At 70.3% G+C, this 14989-nt stretch carries 12 protein-coding genes; 11 read left to right on the forward strand and 1 reads right to left on the reverse strand.

Translation table 11 applies throughout. From position 1 onward, the window contains the following. Positions 1-39 precede the first annotated feature (39 nt). The 4 genes from Ato02nite_RS30300 (at position 40) to Ato02nite_RS30315 (ending at position 3038) form a co-directional block, all read left to right on the forward strand. Positions 40-696, forward strand: coding sequence for a TetR/AcrR family transcriptional regulator (locus Ato02nite_RS30300; RefSeq protein ID WP_213010072.1), 657 nt, complete (start codon positions 40-42; stop codon positions 694-696). A 50-nt stretch (positions 697-746) separates the two neighbouring features. After that, entirely contained in the window at positions 747-2414 is a 1668-nt protein-coding gene (locus tag Ato02nite_RS30305; protein WP_213010073.1) for a sodium:solute symporter family protein, read from the forward strand. Between the two features lie 13 nt (positions 2415-2427). Continuing rightward, complete coding sequence (locus Ato02nite_RS30310) at positions 2428-2697, forward strand: hypothetical protein (protein WP_213010074.1); 270 nt, start codon at positions 2428-2430, stop codon at positions 2695-2697. A 158-nt stretch (positions 2698-2855) separates the two neighbouring features. Further along, entirely contained in the window at positions 2856-3038 is a 183-nt protein-coding gene (locus Ato02nite_RS30315) for a hypothetical protein (protein ID WP_213010075.1), read from the forward strand. A gap of 45 nt (positions 3039-3083) precedes the next feature. Here Ato02nite_RS30315 and Ato02nite_RS30320 read toward each other — a convergent pair whose 3' ends face one another. After that, entirely contained in the window at positions 3084-4175 is a 1092-nt protein-coding gene (locus Ato02nite_RS30320; protein ID WP_213010076.1) for a PQQ-dependent sugar dehydrogenase, read from the reverse strand. 115 nt (positions 4176-4290) lie between these two features. On the opposite strand from Ato02nite_RS30320, the gene Ato02nite_RS30325 reads away from it, so the two are divergent. From Ato02nite_RS30325 to Ato02nite_RS30355, 7 genes are all read left to right on the forward strand, one after another. Next, complete coding sequence (locus Ato02nite_RS30325; protein WP_246607575.1) at positions 4291-5766, forward strand: alpha/beta hydrolase; 1476 nt, start codon at positions 4291-4293, stop codon at positions 5764-5766. 21 nt (positions 5767-5787) lie between these two features. Next, entirely contained in the window at positions 5788-6996 is a 1209-nt protein-coding gene (locus Ato02nite_RS30330) for an MFS transporter (protein ID WP_213010077.1), read from the forward strand. 32 nt (positions 6997-7028) lie between these two features. Then, on the forward strand, positions 7029-8807 hold the full coding sequence (locus Ato02nite_RS30335; protein WP_213010078.1) for an ABC transporter ATP-binding protein: 1779 nt from the start codon (positions 7029-7031) through the stop codon (positions 8805-8807). A gap of 2 nt (positions 8808-8809) precedes the next feature. Next, entirely contained in the window at positions 8810-10735 is a 1926-nt protein-coding gene (locus Ato02nite_RS30340) for an ABC transporter ATP-binding protein (protein WP_246607583.1), read from the forward strand. 30 nt (positions 10736-10765) lie between these two features. Beyond that, positions 10766-12553, forward strand: a complete 1788-nt coding sequence (locus Ato02nite_RS30345; protein ID WP_213010080.1) for a gamma-glutamyltransferase family protein — start codon at positions 10766-10768, stop codon at positions 12551-12553. 74 nt (positions 12554-12627) lie between these two features. Next, positions 12628-14403: a gamma-glutamyltransferase gene (gene ggt / locus Ato02nite_RS30350; protein ID WP_213010081.1), complete on the forward strand. Its 1776-nt coding sequence runs from the start codon at positions 12628-12630 to the stop codon at positions 14401-14403. Positions 14404-14462: 59 nt separating this feature from the next. Continuing rightward, positions 14463-14978, forward strand: a complete 516-nt coding sequence (locus tag Ato02nite_RS30355; RefSeq protein ID WP_213010082.1) for a GNAT family N-acetyltransferase — start codon at positions 14463-14465, stop codon at positions 14976-14978. Positions 14979-14989: the final 11 nt, after the last annotated feature.

Below are 14989 nucleotides of genomic sequence, written 5' to 3' on the forward strand. Positions count from 1 at the left end.
TTTCTGTGTACGGTAGACGCTGTTTGGAGAGAGGGCAACATGTCTGTCGAATTCCTCTGGCACGAGCGGCCGAAGCCCGCCCGGGGGCCGAAGCCGGCGCTGACGCTCGACCGGATCGCCGATGCCGCGATCGCGATCGCCGACGCGGAAGGTCTGGCGGCCGTCTCGATGCAGCGAGTGGCGGCCGACCTGGGCTACACGAAGATGTCCCTCTACCGCTATCTGCCGGGCAAGGCGGAGCTGGTGGCGGCGATGCTGGAGCGGGGCATCGGGCCGGCGCCCGATCTGTCCGACCGGCCATGGCGCGCGGCGCTGACCGCGTGGGCGACGACCCTCTTGGGCCGATATTTCGGGCACGCCTGGTCGCTCGAAGCCAGTACCGGCAACCGCGCCATCGGGCCGGTCGAGCTGAGCTGGATGGAGAGCGCCCTGAAAGTGCTGCCCGACGGCCTGACCGGGGGCGAGCGGATGGACGCGATCGCCACCATCGCCGGCCACGTCCGGGCCATCGCGGCCCAGAAGGGCGGCGAGGAACAGCTGACCGCCGCCATGACCCTGGTCCTGCGCGAGCACGCCGACCGTTTCCCCGCGGTGGCCGCCGCCCTGGCCGACGCGGGCGCCCCCGACCAGGCGTTCACCTTCGGACTCGACCGCATCCTGGACGGGCTGGAGGTGCTGCTGGAGCGCCGGGTGTGAAAAAGATTCGGTAGGGGTATCCGAGGCCGACTCAGCCTTGGAGGTGGCCCATGGTAATCGCGGCGAGCGCATTACGTCTCGACCTAGACATCTTCGATTACCTCATCCTCGCGCTGTACTTCATCACCGTTCTGGGCATCGGTTTCGCGGCCCGCGCGGCGATCAAGACCAGCGCCGACTTCTTTCTCTCCGGCCGCTCGATGCCGGCCTGGGTAACGGGTCTCGCCTTCGTCTCGGCGAACCTCGGTGCCCTGGAGATCCTCGGCATGGCGGCCAACGGCGCCCAGTACGGTCTGATGACCCTGCACTATTACTGGGTCGGCGCGGTCCCGGCCATGGTCTTCCTCGGCATCGTGATGATGCCGTTCTACTACGGCTCGAAGGTGCGCAGCGTCCCCGAGTTCCTGCGCCGCCGCTTCAACAACAGCACCCACCTGTTCAACGCGATCAGTTTCGCGATCGCCCAGATGCTCATCGCCGGCGTCAACCTCTTCGCCCTCGCGCTGATCCTGAAGGCGTTGCTCGGCTGGCCGCTCTGGATCTCCATCGTCGTCGGCGCCGCGATCGTGCTGATCTACATCAGCGTCGGCGGGCTCTCCTCGGCGATCTACAACGAGGTGCTCCAGTTCTTCGTGATCCTGGCCGGTCTCATCCCGATCACCATCGTCGGCCTGGTGAAGGTCGGCGGCGTGGACGGGCTGGTCGACAAGGTGCGGCAGACCGAACTCGGCGATGCCGCGCTGCACACGTTCGCGAACACCGCGGGTACCGACAACCCGCTCGGTGCCAACTGGATCGGCATCATCTTTGGTCTCGGCTTCGTGCTGTCGTTCGGTTACTGGACGACCAACTTCGCCGAGGTGCAGCGGGCGCTGTCCGCGAAGAACATGAACGCCGCCCGGCGAACCCCGATCATCGGTGCCTTCCCGAAGCTGCTGATCCCGGTGGTGACCGTCGTTCCCGGCCTGATCGCGCTGGTCACCGTCAAGGGCCTGGGCGCCGAGGACGGTGACTACACCTACAACAACGCGATCCCGCTGCTGATGAACGAGCTGCTGCCGAACGGTGTGCTGGGCGTCGCGGTCACCGGCCTGCTGGCCAGCTTCATGGCCGGTATGGCGGCCAACGTCTCCGGCTTCAACACCGTGTTCACGTACGACATCTGGCAGTCCTACATCCGCAAGGACCGCGACGACGCGTACTACCTGCGGGTGGGCCGGATCGCCACGATCGGCGGCGTGGTGGTCGGCATCGGCACCGCGTTCATCGCGGCCGGCTTCAACAACATCATGAATTACATCCAGGCGCTGTTCTCCCTGTTCAACGCGCCGTTGTTCGCTACCTTCATCGTCGGCATGTTCTGGAAGAAGATGTCCTCCTGGGCCGGCTTCTGGTCGCTCGCGCTGGGCACTTTCTCCGCGCTCACCCTTTACCTGCTCTACCTGGGTGACGTGGTCAAGTTCAACTCCGACCTGGAGGAGAGCTTCTGGGGCGCCGGCCTCGCGTTCGTGGTGGCCGTCGTGACGGCGTTGATCGTCACCCAGTTCACCCCGGCAAAACCCGAGAACGAGCTGCAGGGCCTGGTGTACGGCATGGGCGGCGAAGCCACCTCGACCGAGACGATCATCGCGGGCGAGAAGGTCTGGTGGCGTAATCCGGTCCTGCTCGGCGCGATAGCCGTGGTGCTGGCCCTCGTTCTGTACATCCCGCTCTGGTAAAGGAGGTCCCGACATGGCAGACCAATCGCGGACCAGCAAGGCGGCCCGGCTCTTCGACGTACGGCGGGTGATCGGTGGCCTGTTCGTCGTCTACGGGGTGATCGTCACCCTGCTCGGCCTGTTCGACAACCAGGCCGAGATCGACAAGGCGCAGGGTGTCCGGATCAACCTGTGGATGGGCCTGGCGATGCTCGCCCTGGGCCTGCTCATGTTGCTGTGGTTGAAACTGAGCCCGCCGGAGGCGCCGGAGGAGGCCCCCGAACCCGAAAAGCAGGCCGACTGATGGTGGGGATGGTGCCGACCGGGTGCGGTTCGGTTGCACAGGTTCCTCATATCTTCGAGTCGGGGGCATGACCGTCCGATACACACGGCATGGAACCCCTCGCAGCAGTCAGCTTCGCCACCACCGGGGCCAGCCGGGCCCCCGGGTGGCAGGCACAGGTGAGAATTGACTACGCCATCAACAAGGTCGCGCAAACCCACCGCGGTCAGTCCGAGGACACGGTTGCGCAGGCAATCCACGATCAGCTCCGAGCCCTCGGAGTGGTGCCGAACGGACGCAAGGTCGCCGAGTACGCGACCGCCATCTCCGCACTTCCCCAACTACCGCCCAACAACAAGTGAGTGACTCGTGGCCCGGTCCCTGAGCAGGACCGGGCCACGTGGTTCCTAGGCGAAGCGCAGAATCCGGTCATCGCCGGAGCGAGGGTCGCCGCGGCCGTCGCGGTTCGAGGTGGTCAGCCACAGCGCACCGTCCGGCGCGACCGCCACCGTGCGCAGCCGGCCGTACTTCCCGGGCAGCTCGGCCTTCGGCTCCCCGCCGCCGAGCGGGACCGTCCACAGCCGCTCGCCCTTGAGCCCGGCCACGTAGAGGGTGTCGCCGGCGACGGCCGCTCCTGACGGTGAGGCGTCGTCGGTGTGCCACTGCGCGATCGGGTCGACGAAGCGCGGATCGTTCGCCTTGCCCTCCACGGTCGGCCAGCCGTAGTTCTTGCCCGGCTCGATGACGTTCACCTCGTCCCAGGTGTCCTGGCCGAACTCGATGCCGTACATCTTCTTGTCCGGGCCCCAGGCCAGGCCCTGCACGTTGCGATGGCCCATGCTCCAGACCGGGGAGCCCGCGGTCGGGTTGCCCGGCGCCGGTTTGCCCGCGGTGGTCAGCCGCAGGATCTTGCCGTTCACGTCCTTCGGGTCCTGCGACTGCGGCTCGTCGCCGGCGTCGCCGACACCCGCGTAGAGCATGCCGTCCGGCCCGAACGCGATTCGGCCGCCGTTGTGCCGCCCGCCCTTGGTGATCCCGTCGAAGATCACCTGCGGGGTCTTGTCGTCGAGCGTGAACTTCACGATCCGGTTGTCGTTCGCGGCCGTGAAGAAGGCGTACACGAACTTGTTCTGCTCGTAGGCCGGGTCGACGGCGAGCCCGAGCAGGCCGCCCTCGCCGCCGGACTCGACGCCCGGCATCTGATAGACCTTCTCCGGATCGCCGCCACCGACCGGAATGCGCAGGATGTCACCCTGGTCGCGCTCGCTGACCAGGGCGCTGCCGTCCGGCAGGAAGGCGAGGCCCCACGGCACATCGAGGCCGGTCACCAGGGTCTGCGGTTGGGACAGATCGGGCTCGCCGGGCGGGGCGGCCGACTCGACGGCTGGAGCCGACGGCACGGTCGTCTCGGCCCGCGGCGTCGACGACGTGGGCTCGCCCGAGGAGCAAGCGGTCAATATCGCGGCGCCGGTGACGGCGAACAGAAGTCGCGTACGCATCGCTCAACCGTGCCACGCTCCGGCGAACTTCACCCGTTTCCCAGCCCCGTGCTCATGATCCGTTTCAAGATGGGGCCGCGCGGTGGGGCAGCCGGGCAGGGCGGAGAGACACGCGGTGCGAGCTTCGGCGCGACCCTTGCGGGCCGCGATCATCACGGTCACGACACTGCTTGCGTACGGCGTCAGCCCCGCACTCGCCATCCCACCGCCACCGGTCATCGTGTGGCACCCGTGTCCCGAGAACGAGAAGGTCCAGTGCGGGGAGATGAAGGTGCCGGCCGACTGGGCGAACCCGGGCGGGCCCACGGTCACCCTGACCATGGCGCGGCGGCCGGCGCTCGACCCGGCCCACCGGATCGGGGCGCTGCTGGTCAACCCGGGCGGCCCGGGCGGGTCGGCGGTGGACTTCACGTTCGACGCCTCGACCTTCTTCGGTGCGCAGGTGCTCAAGCAGTTCGACATCGTCGGGATGGACCCCCGCGGCGTCGGCCGCAGCAGCCCGATCCTCTGCTCCCAGGACCTGGTCGACGCGAAACCGTCGCCGCTGATCGAGACCGCCGCCCAGTACGCCGCCACCATCGAGTACAACCGCAAGCTCGCGGCCGACTGCGCCGCCCGCACCGGCCCGGTGTTCGCGCACGTCGACACCGGCAGCGTGGTGCGGGACGTGGACGCGGTGCGGGTCGCCCTCGGCGAGCAGAAGATCAGCTTCTACGGCGCTTCGTACGGGTCGCTGATGGGCGAGCAGTACGCCGAGCGCTACCCGGAGCGGCTGCGCGCGCTGGTGCTGGACGGCGTGATGGACCACACCGCCAACGTGGGCACGTTCCTGGTGCAGGAGACCGACGCGGCCCAGGACTCGTTCCGCGAGTTCGTCGCGTGGTGCGCCCGCGACGAGAAGTGCGTGCTGCGTGGGCAGGACGTCGACAAGATCTGGGCCGCCTTGATGGCGCGGGCCCGGGCCGGGACGCTGAGCAACCCGTACGAGCAGCCGGAGAAACTGAACCCGGCCACCCTGGCGCAGGCCGCGTTCGCGGCGTTCTACGAGCCGCAGTGGTACTCGTTCGCCTATTACCTGAAGGATGCGACCGGCCTCAAGGCCAGGTCCCGGAGCTCGCCGCCGCCCCCGGTGGACATCGTCGACCACAGCTTTCCGGCGGTGATCTGCTCGGACTGGTACCTGCCTATCACCGGCTTCCCCGACCTGCACCGCCGGCTGTCGATCCTGGCTGCCCGGGCCCCGCAGATGCTCGCGTCGCCGCTCGCGCTGTCCGCCACGGTCGGCTGCCTGGGCTGGCCGTACGCCCCGCCGAACCCGCAGCACCGGATCGTCCCGCCGGCCGGCATGCCGCCGGTGCTGCTGATCGGGACGAGGCACGACCCGGCCACCTCGTACGCCTGGTCGCAGCGGATGGCCCAGCAGCTCGGCCCGGCGGCGAGCCTGCTCACCTACGAGGGCTGGGGCCACGTCGTCTACAACCGCAGCCCCTGCGTGGCCGCCACCGCCGACAAGTATCTGCTCACCCTGACCCGCCCGGCGGCCGGCGCGTCCTGCCCGGCGGTCGAGCCGAAGCCGTTCGGAGTCGGCTGATCGGGGTAAGAAGCCCGGTCGATGGGTTTCGTGCTGGCTCGTTACGTGGGCACCGCCGTGTGTGCCCGGCTCGCCGACGAGGGCGCGCGCGTCGCCGTGCTGCTGCTCGCGATCGAACGCACCGGCCGCCCCGGCACCGGCGGCCTGCTGGTTGCCGCGCTGATGGTGCCGCACGTGCTGGCCGCGCCGATCGTGGGCGCGCTGGCCGACGTGGTGCGCCGGCGCCGGCTCTTCTACCTGGCGATCTTCGTGGCCTACGCGGCGCTGCTGGCCGGGGTGACGCCGCTGGTGGGCCGCAACGCCCCGGCCGCGGCGGCGATGCTGCTGGTGGCCGGTTGCGGTGCGCCGCTGCTGATCGGCGGCCTGACCAGCCTGCTCGGCGAGCTGGTGCGGGACACGGCCGCCCCCGACGCGGGTGCTGCCCGGCGCCTGCAGCGGGCCTTCGGCCTCGATGTCTCCTCCTACAGCATGGCCGGGATCGGCGGTCCGGCCCTCGCCGCCGCGCTGGCCGTGGTGATCGGGGCGGCGTGGGCGTTGGTGGCGCTGGCCGGGCTGGTCGTGCTCGGTGGTCTGCTGCTGGCCACGCTGCCGCTGCGCACCCGGGCGACCGCCGCCCGGATGGCCGACCCGCTCGCCGGGCTGCGGCTGATGGTGCGCGACCGGGAGCTGGGTGCGGTCACCCTGGGATCGGTGCTGAAGGAGACCGGGATCGGCGCGTTGCCGGTGGTGGCCGCGCTGCTGGCGGTCCGGGCCGGCGATACCGCGTACACCGGCGTGGTTCTGTCGGTGGCCGCGGCCGGCGGGCTCGCCGGCTCGCTGCTGACCACCGTCTTCCCGATCCGGCGGCGGTCGCCGCTGGTCGTGGTGGTGCTCGGCGCGGCCGGCACCGGGCTGACGTTCCTGCTGCTCGCGGTGGTGCCGCACGGGTGGCCGGCGCTGGTGCTGTTCGCGGTGGCCGGCGCGCTGGGCGCGCCGCTGGTGGTGGCGGTCTTCGCGGTGCGGGACCGGGCGGCGCCGCCGGAGCTGCGGACCCAGGTGTTCACGCTCGGCGCCGGGCTCAAGGTGACCGGGGCGGCGCTCGGCGCGGCGGTGGCCGGGCTCGCGGCGCCGGCCGGCGCGGTGGTACTACTGCTCGGGATAGCCGGTTGCCAACTGCTCGCCGTTCTGGCCACGCTGCTGGTGGGCCGGGTCACCCTGGCGCGACGCGAGCCCGAGAGTATCGTTAGCTAGGCTAACTACCTGCTCCGTACCGGGAGGCGCTGTTGAGTCGCCGCGCGCCCAAGGCGTCCATCGATCCGGATGCCCGCAAGAGCTGGCTGCGTCGCGCGCTGCCGCTCGTCAAGGCCCATCGCGGGCTGCTGATCACCTCGCTCGTGCTGTCCTTCGCCGGGCTCATCGTGCAGGTGCAGATCCCCAACCTGGTCCGGATCGGCATCGACCAGGCCGTCGTCGACCGGGCCGGCAACCTGAGCTACTACGTCTGGGCCATCGTCGGGCTCGCCCTGCTCCAGGGGCTGATCAACTACCTGGCCCGGCTCTACCTGCTGCGCACCGCCTACGAGCTCGAGTACGACCTGCGCAACATCGTCTACTCCCATCTCGTGCGCATGCCGTTCGGTTTCTACGACAAGGTGCAGTCCGGCGAGCTGATGTCCCGCTCCGGCTCGGACATCCGGGCCGTGCAGATGTACCTGGCGTTCGGGCCGTCGATCCTGGTGCAGTGCCTGATCGCGGTGGTCGCGTTCGGGCTGATGCTGTCGATCAACGTGCCGCTCGCCATCGTGGCGATGTCCACCATGCCGATCATCGGGATCCTCGGGGTCAGCATGCGCAAGGCGATCTTCCCGGTGTCCTGGATGATCCAGGCCCGGCTCGCCCAGCTGGCCACCGTGGTCGACGAGAACATCCAGGGCGTACGCATCGTGAAGGCCTTTGCGGCCGAAGGCCGGCAGTTGACGTCGCTGGCCGAGAGCGCCGACCGGATCCGCTGGGCCTACCGGCAGGACGCGCGGATCCGCAGCCGGTGGAACCCGTTGCTGGACAACCTGCCCCGGCTCGGGCTGGCCCTGGTGCTGCTGGTCGGCGGCCTCATGGTGATCGACGGGCACACCACCATCGGCACGATCGTCGCCTTCAACTCGTACGTTCTGATGCTCCAGCCGCCGTTCCGCATGCTCGGCATGATGATCATGATGGGGCAGCGGGCGTCGGCGTCGGCCCGGCGGATCTACGAGATCCTCGATACGCCGTCCGACGTCGTCGACGACGTCGCCCCGGTCGCGCCGAAGCTGCGCGGGGATCTTGCGTTTGTCGACGTCGGGTTCGCGTACCCGAATGGGACCGTGGCCCTCGACGGCCTGGATCTCATCCTCGCGGCGGGCGAGACCGTCGCCGTCGTCGGCGGCACCGGGTCGGGCAAATCGACCCTCGGGCGGCTCGCCGCCCGCTTCTACGACGTCACGTCGGGCAGCGTGACCATCGACGGCATCGACGTCCGGAAGATCCGGCTGTCGTCGCTGCGCGAGCAGGTCGGCATCGTGCCGGACGAGCCGTTCCTGTTCTCGCTGTCGATCCACGACAACATCGCCTACGGCCGGCCGGACGCCTCGCGCGACGAGGTCGTCGATGCGGCGGTCGCGGCCGGCGCCGACGAATTCATCCAAGAACTTCCCGAGGGGTACGACACGGTGGTGGGCGAGCGCGGCTACACGCTCTCCGGCGGCCAGCGCCAGCGGATCGCGATCGCGCGGGCGCTGCTGATGAACCCGCCGATTCTCGTGCTCGACGACGCGACCAGCGCCATCGACGTGACCGTCGAGCAGCGGATCCACGGCTCGCTGAAGGACCGGATGCAGGGCCGGACCACGCTGATCGTGGCCCACCGGCTGTCCACGATCAGCCTCGCCGACCGGGTCGTGCTGATGGACGCCGGCCGGGTGATCGCCGACGGGACGCACGCGTCGCTGCTGGCCACCGAGCCGCGCTACGCCGAGGTGCTGGCGTCGGCCGCCCGCGACGACTCGTCCGAGGTGCTCGCGTGAGCATGTTCGGTGGTGGATTCGGGGGCTTCAACGCCGGCGGGCGGCCGACGGTCGGGGTGGCCGGTCGCAAGGGCAACGGCCTGCCATTCTCCGGGATTCCGGCCGATCTGGCGGCCGGCGTCGCCAAGCTGGAGGCGCAGGAACCCGACCACGGTGATCCCGGCGTCGCCTTCGACCCGGTGGCCGACTCGGGCGGCAAGATCTCGATCGGCCGGCTGCTGATCGGGCGGCCCGGGCTGCTGATCGCCGCCTCGCTGGCCATCCTCGTCGAAACCCTGCTGCTGCAGGCCGGGCCCTATCTGGTGCAGGTCGGCATCGACCACGGCATCGCCGCCCGCAACCTGCGGGTCCTCGTCGTCGCGACGATCTGCTTCGTCGCCGCCGTGCTGCTCACCGGGCTGGCCACCGCCGTCCGCATGCGCAAGAGCGGCGTGCTGGCCGCCTCGGCCACCCGGGACCTGCGGATCCGCATCTTCGCCCACCTCCAGCGGATGTCGCTGGACTACTACACCCGGGAGAAGGCCGGGGTCACGATGACCCGGATGACCTCCGACGTGGAGTCGCTGCAGAGCCTGCTGCAGGACGGCTTCGCCCAGTTCCTCATCCAGGGGCTGACCATGGTGGTGGTCACCGGGGTGCTGTTCCACTACAACCCGGAACTGGCGATCCTGACGTTGGTGCTGGTGGTGCCGCCGCTCACGGCGGCGTCGCTGTGGTTCCGGCACGCCGCCGACCGCGGGTACAACCGGCAGCGGGACACCATCGCGGCGATGTTCGCCGATCTGGCCGAGAGCCTCAACGGCGTACGGGTGGTGACCGCGCACAACCGGCAGGAACGCAACGTGGTCGCGCACCGGTCGGTGGTCGGCGAGTACCGGGACGCCAACGACTGGACCGGGCGGATCAACGCGATCTACGGGCCGGGCACGTCGGTGATCGGGCTGATCGCGATGGCGGTCATGCTGCTGCTCGGTGGCCGGATGGTGCTGCGCGGGACGCTGACGATCGGCGAGCTGACCGCGTTCGTGCTCTACATCAACTCGTTCTTCCAGCCGGTGCAGCAGCTGGTTCAGCTCTATACGCAGTACCAGCAGGCCAAGGCGGCGGTCGGCAAGATCCGTGCGCTGCTGTCGACGGCACCCTCGGTCTCCCAGTCCGCCGATGCGGTGGCGCTGCCGCCGGTCGTGGGGGAGATCGTTTTCGACGACGTCAGCTTCGGATATCTGCCGTCCCGCCCGGTTCTGTCGCATGTCTCGCTGCGGATCGCGCCGGGTGAGACGGTCGCCTGCGTCGGGCCGACCGGGGCCGGCAAGTCGACTCTGGCCAAGCTGGTGACGCGGTTCTACGACCCTTCTTCCGGGGCCATCCTGATCGACGGGCACGACCTGCGCGACGTCACGCTCGACTCGCTCCGGCGGCAGATCGGGGTGGTGCCGCAGGAGCCGTTCCTGTTCGCCGGGACGCTGCGGGACAACATCGCGTTCGCCCGGCCGTCCGCGTCGGACGACGAGGTCTGGGCCGCGGTCGACTCGGTCGGGCTGCGCGACCTCGTCGAGCGCTCGCCCGAAGGGCTGGACACCCCGCTGCACGAGCGCGGGCAGTCGGTCTCCTCCGGCGAGCGGCAGCTCCTCGCCCTGGCCCGGGCGTTCCTGGCCGAGCCGCGGGTCGTTGTGCTCGACGAGGCCACGTCCAGCCTCGACCTGCGCTCCGAGCTGCGGGTGGAGGCGGCGCTGGACGCGCTGCTCGACGGGCGGACCGCGATCCTGGTCGCGCACCGGCTCTCCACCGCCATGCGCGCCGACCGGATCATCGTGGTCGACGACCACGGCATCGTGGAGAGCGGGTCGCACGACGAACTCGTGCGAGCCGAGGGTCGTTATGCCGCCATGTTCGACCAGTGGGCCGCTTCGTCTGGTAGCAAGAGGTAGACAGCTACCTTTGCCCACTGTGGAGGATCGATGCGGATCTTGCCGGTTCTAGCAGTAGCTTCCCTTTCCACCGTGTTCATCGCCGCGCCGGCCGCCGCCGCGCCCACCCTCGGACCGACGGCCTACGGGCGCGGCGGCGGGATCGCCACGGTCGACGCGACCGCGACCGCCGCCGGGCTCGACGTGCTGCGCCACGGCGGCAACGCGATCGACGCCGCGGTCGCGGCCGCCGCCACGCTCGGGGTCACCGAGCCGTTCGTGGCCGGGCCGGCCAGCGGCGGTTTCCTCGTCTATTACGACGCCAAGCATCGCCGGGTCTCCACCATCGACGGCCGGGAGACCGGGCCCGCCACGATGACGCCGACCTACTTCATCGATCCGGCCGACGGTCTGCCCTACGACTTCCCGGAGGCCCGGGTCAGCGGCCTCTCGGTCGGCGTGCCCGGCGCCCTCGCCACCTGGGACACCGCGCTGCGGCAGTGGGGCACCCGCTCGCTGGCGTCGCTGCTGCGGCCGGCCGCCGCCGTGGCCGATCGCGGCTTCCCGGTCGACGCCCAGTTCCGCCAGCAGATCAACGACAACCTGGCGGCGTTCGGCCAGTTCGACTCGACGAAGGCGCTCTACCTGCCCGGCGGCGCCCCGCCCGCGCTCGGCTCGACCCAGCGCAACCCCGACCTGGCCGCCACCTACCGGCAGATCGCGGCGCAGGGCATCGGCGCCTTCTATCGCGGCCCGATCGGCGCCGACCTGGTCAAGACCGTCCAGCACCCGCCCGTCTCGGCGAACCCGGTCGGTTCGTGGGTCTATCCCATCCGGCCCGGCCGCCTCACCGTGGATGACCTCGCGGGCTACCGGGTGCGGCGTCCCGCGCCGACCGTCTCCGACTTCCGCGGTCTCTCGGTCTACGGCATGTCCACCCCGTCCAGCGGTGGCACGGCGGTCAGCGAGGCACTCAACATCCTGGAGAAGGTGGCACCCGCTGATCGCACCCAGGTGCTGCACACCTACCTGGAAGCATCGGCACTCGCCTTCGCCGACCGTGGTCGTTACGTCGGGGCGTACACCTCGCCGGATGTCCTCCGCAAGCTGGCCTCGGACCGCTGGGCCGGCCGGCGCGCCTGCCAGATCTCTTCTTCGAAAGCCTTGCCGAAACCGGTCGCCCCCGGCGACATCAACGCCTCCGGGTGTACGCCCACCGCCGCCTCGCTGACCCCCGACACCGGCCGGAGCACCACCAACATCACGGTGTCCGACCGGTGGGGCAACGTCGTCGAGTGGACCTTCACCCTCGAGCAGTTCGGCGGCAACGGCATCGTCGTGCCCGGCCGCGGCTTCATGCTCAACAACGAGCTGACCGACTTCAACTTCGCACCCACCCAGGGCACCGCCCCCGATCCGAACCTGCCCGGCCCCGGCAAGCGCCCGCGCAGCTCGATGAGCCCGACGATCGTGCTGAAGCACGGCAAACCGTTCCTGGCCCTGGGTTCACCGGGCGGTGCGTCGATCATCACCACCGTCCTGCAGATCCTGGTGAACCGCCTGGTCCTGGGCATGCCCCTGCCCGCCGCACTGGCCGCGCCGCGGGCGTCCCAGCGCAACACGGCCGGCATCCAGGCCGAGCCCGCCTTCCACACCACCTACGGTCCGTCGCTGACCGCCCTCGGTCATACCTTCGGTCCCGACATGGCCGAGCTGGGCGCCGCGACCGCCATGGAGTTCACCGGCTACGGCGGCCTGATCGCCTCGGCCGAGCCGTCCCGCCGCGGCGGCGGGGCTGCCGCCGTGCTGTGGCCGTCGAACTCTGGTAGGCAGAGATAGACCGTCCACCGCCCCACCACCGCCCTTGATCAGCCTGAAGGCCATCCCCCTTCTCTGCCAACCTCGGAGGATCGATGCGGATCTTGCCGGTACTTGCCGTAGCTTCTCTCGCTTCGGTTTTTATGGCGGCGCCCGCCGTCGCGTCCCCGCCGTCATCGGGGCCGACCGCCACCGGCTATGGGGGAGCGGTCGCGACCGTCGACCCCACGGCCACCGCGGTCGGCCTGGACGTGCTGCGCCGCGGCGGCAACGCGGTCGACGCGGCCGTCGCGGCGGCCGCCACCCTCGGCGTCACCGAGCCGTTCTCGGCCGGCATCGGGGGCGGCGGCTTCTTCGTCTACTACGACGCCAAGCATCGCCGGGTCTCCACGATCGACGGCCGCGAGGCCGGACCCGCCACGATGACGTCGACCTACTTCATCGACCGGGCCGACGGCCTGCCGTACGACTTCCCGGAGGCCCGGGTCAGCGGCCTCTCGGTCGGCGTGCCCGGCACCCTCGCCACCTGGGAGTCGGCAGCTCGCTCCTGGGGCACCCGGTCGCTGGCCTCGCTGCTCCGGCCGGCCGCCGAGGTGGCCGACCGCGGCTTCCCGGTCGACGCCACGTTCCGCCAGCAGATCGCCGACAACGCCGACGCGTTCGGCCAGTTCGACGCGACCAGCGAGCTGTACCTGCCCGGTGGGCAGCCGCCCGCGGTCGGCTCGACCCAGCGCAACCCCGACCTGGCCGACACCTATCGGCTGATCGCCCGCAAGGGCACCGACGTCCTCTACCGGGGTGCGGTCGCCCGCGACATCGTCCGGGCCGTCCAGCACCCGCCGGTCTCCGCCGACCCGATCGGCACCTGGGCGTACCCCATCCGGCCCGGCGCACTCACCCTGCAGGACCTCGCCCGGTACGACGTACGCCGCCCGGCCCCGACCCGCTCCGACTTCCGGGGCCTGTCGGTCTACGGCATGTCCACGCCGTCCAGCGGCGGCACCGCGGTCAGCGAGGCGCTCAACATCCTGGAGAAGGTCAACCCCACCGACCTCACCCAGGTCCTGCACACCTACCTCGAGGCGTCGGCGCTGTCCTTCGCCGACCGCGGCCGCTACGTCGGCGCGTACACCCCCCAGAAGATCCTCGACAAGCTGGTCTCCGACCGGTGGGCCGGGCAGCGCGCCTGCCAGATCTCGTCCTCTTCGGCGCTTCCCAAGCCGGTCCCGCCGGGCGACATCAACGCCCGCGGCTGCACCCCCGCCACCGTCGGCGGGCCCACCGAGCAGGGCCAGTCCACGACCAACCTGACCGTCGCCGACAAGTGGGGCAACGTCGTCGAATACACCCTCACCATCGAACAGACCGGCGGCAACGCCGTCGTCGTGCCCGGCCGCGGCTTCCTGCTCAACAACGAGCTGACCGACTTCAACTTCACCAACACGCAGGCCCCCGCCGCCGACCCGAACCTGCCCGGCCCCGGCAAACGCCCGCGCAGCTCGATGAGCCCGACGATCGTGCTCAAGGACGGCAAGCCGTTCCTGGCGCTGGGTTCCCCGGGCGGTGCCACGATCATCACGACCGTCCTGCAGATCCTGGTCAACCGGCTGATCCTGGGCCAGTCGCTGCCGGCTGCGATGGCCGCGCCCCGGGCATCGCAGCGCAACACGGCCGGCATCCAGGCCGAGCCCGCCTTCCACACCACCTACGGCCCGCTGCTGACCCCGCTGGGCCACTCGTTCGCCGCCGACGTTCCCGAACTGGGCGCCGCGACCGCGATCGAGCTGACCCGCGGCGGCGGCTTCATCGCCTCGTCGGAACCGGTCCGCCGCGGCGGCGGCGCGGCCGGCGTCGTCCACCCGAACCGCTGATCTTGCCGGGGGCGGTAATCCCGTTGCCGCCCCCGGCCCGGCTCGCTACGTTCCCGCTCATGGCCCTTCGCCCCGAACAACCGCAAGACCACGCCGCGGTGGATGCCGTGGTCCGGCAGGCGTTCGGCGACGACCGGGTGCCCGGTCTCGTCGCAGCGTTACGGCCCGCCACGCTCTCTCTGGTGGCCGAGGAGGCGGGCGAGGTGGTCGGGCACATCATGTTCAGTCCATGCCTGCTCGACGCGCCGGCCCGGCTCGTCGAGGTTCAGACATTGAGCCCGCTCTCGGTGGCCCCGAAATGGCAGCGCCGTGGGATCGGGTCCGCTCTGATCGAGGCCGGCCTGCGGGAGCTCGATTCGCGCGGGGTTCCGCTGGTCTTCCTGGAGGGGGATCCGAGGTATTACTCGCGGGTGGGCTTCACCGCGGGGGGTGATCACGGCTTCCGTAAGCCGTCGCTGCGCATCCCTGATCAGGCCTTCCAGGTCGTTCGGCTGTCTGCCTACGAGTCCTGGATGACCGGGACCTTTGTTTATTCCAGTGTGTTCTGGGAGCACGACTGCGTTGGTCTTCGGTAGTCGGTGGGGCC

The sequence above is a fragment of the Paractinoplanes toevensis genome (genome assembly GCF_018332695.1).
Taxonomy (GTDB): domain Bacteria; phylum Actinomycetota; class Actinomycetes; order Mycobacteriales; family Micromonosporaceae; genus Actinoplanes; species Actinoplanes toevensis.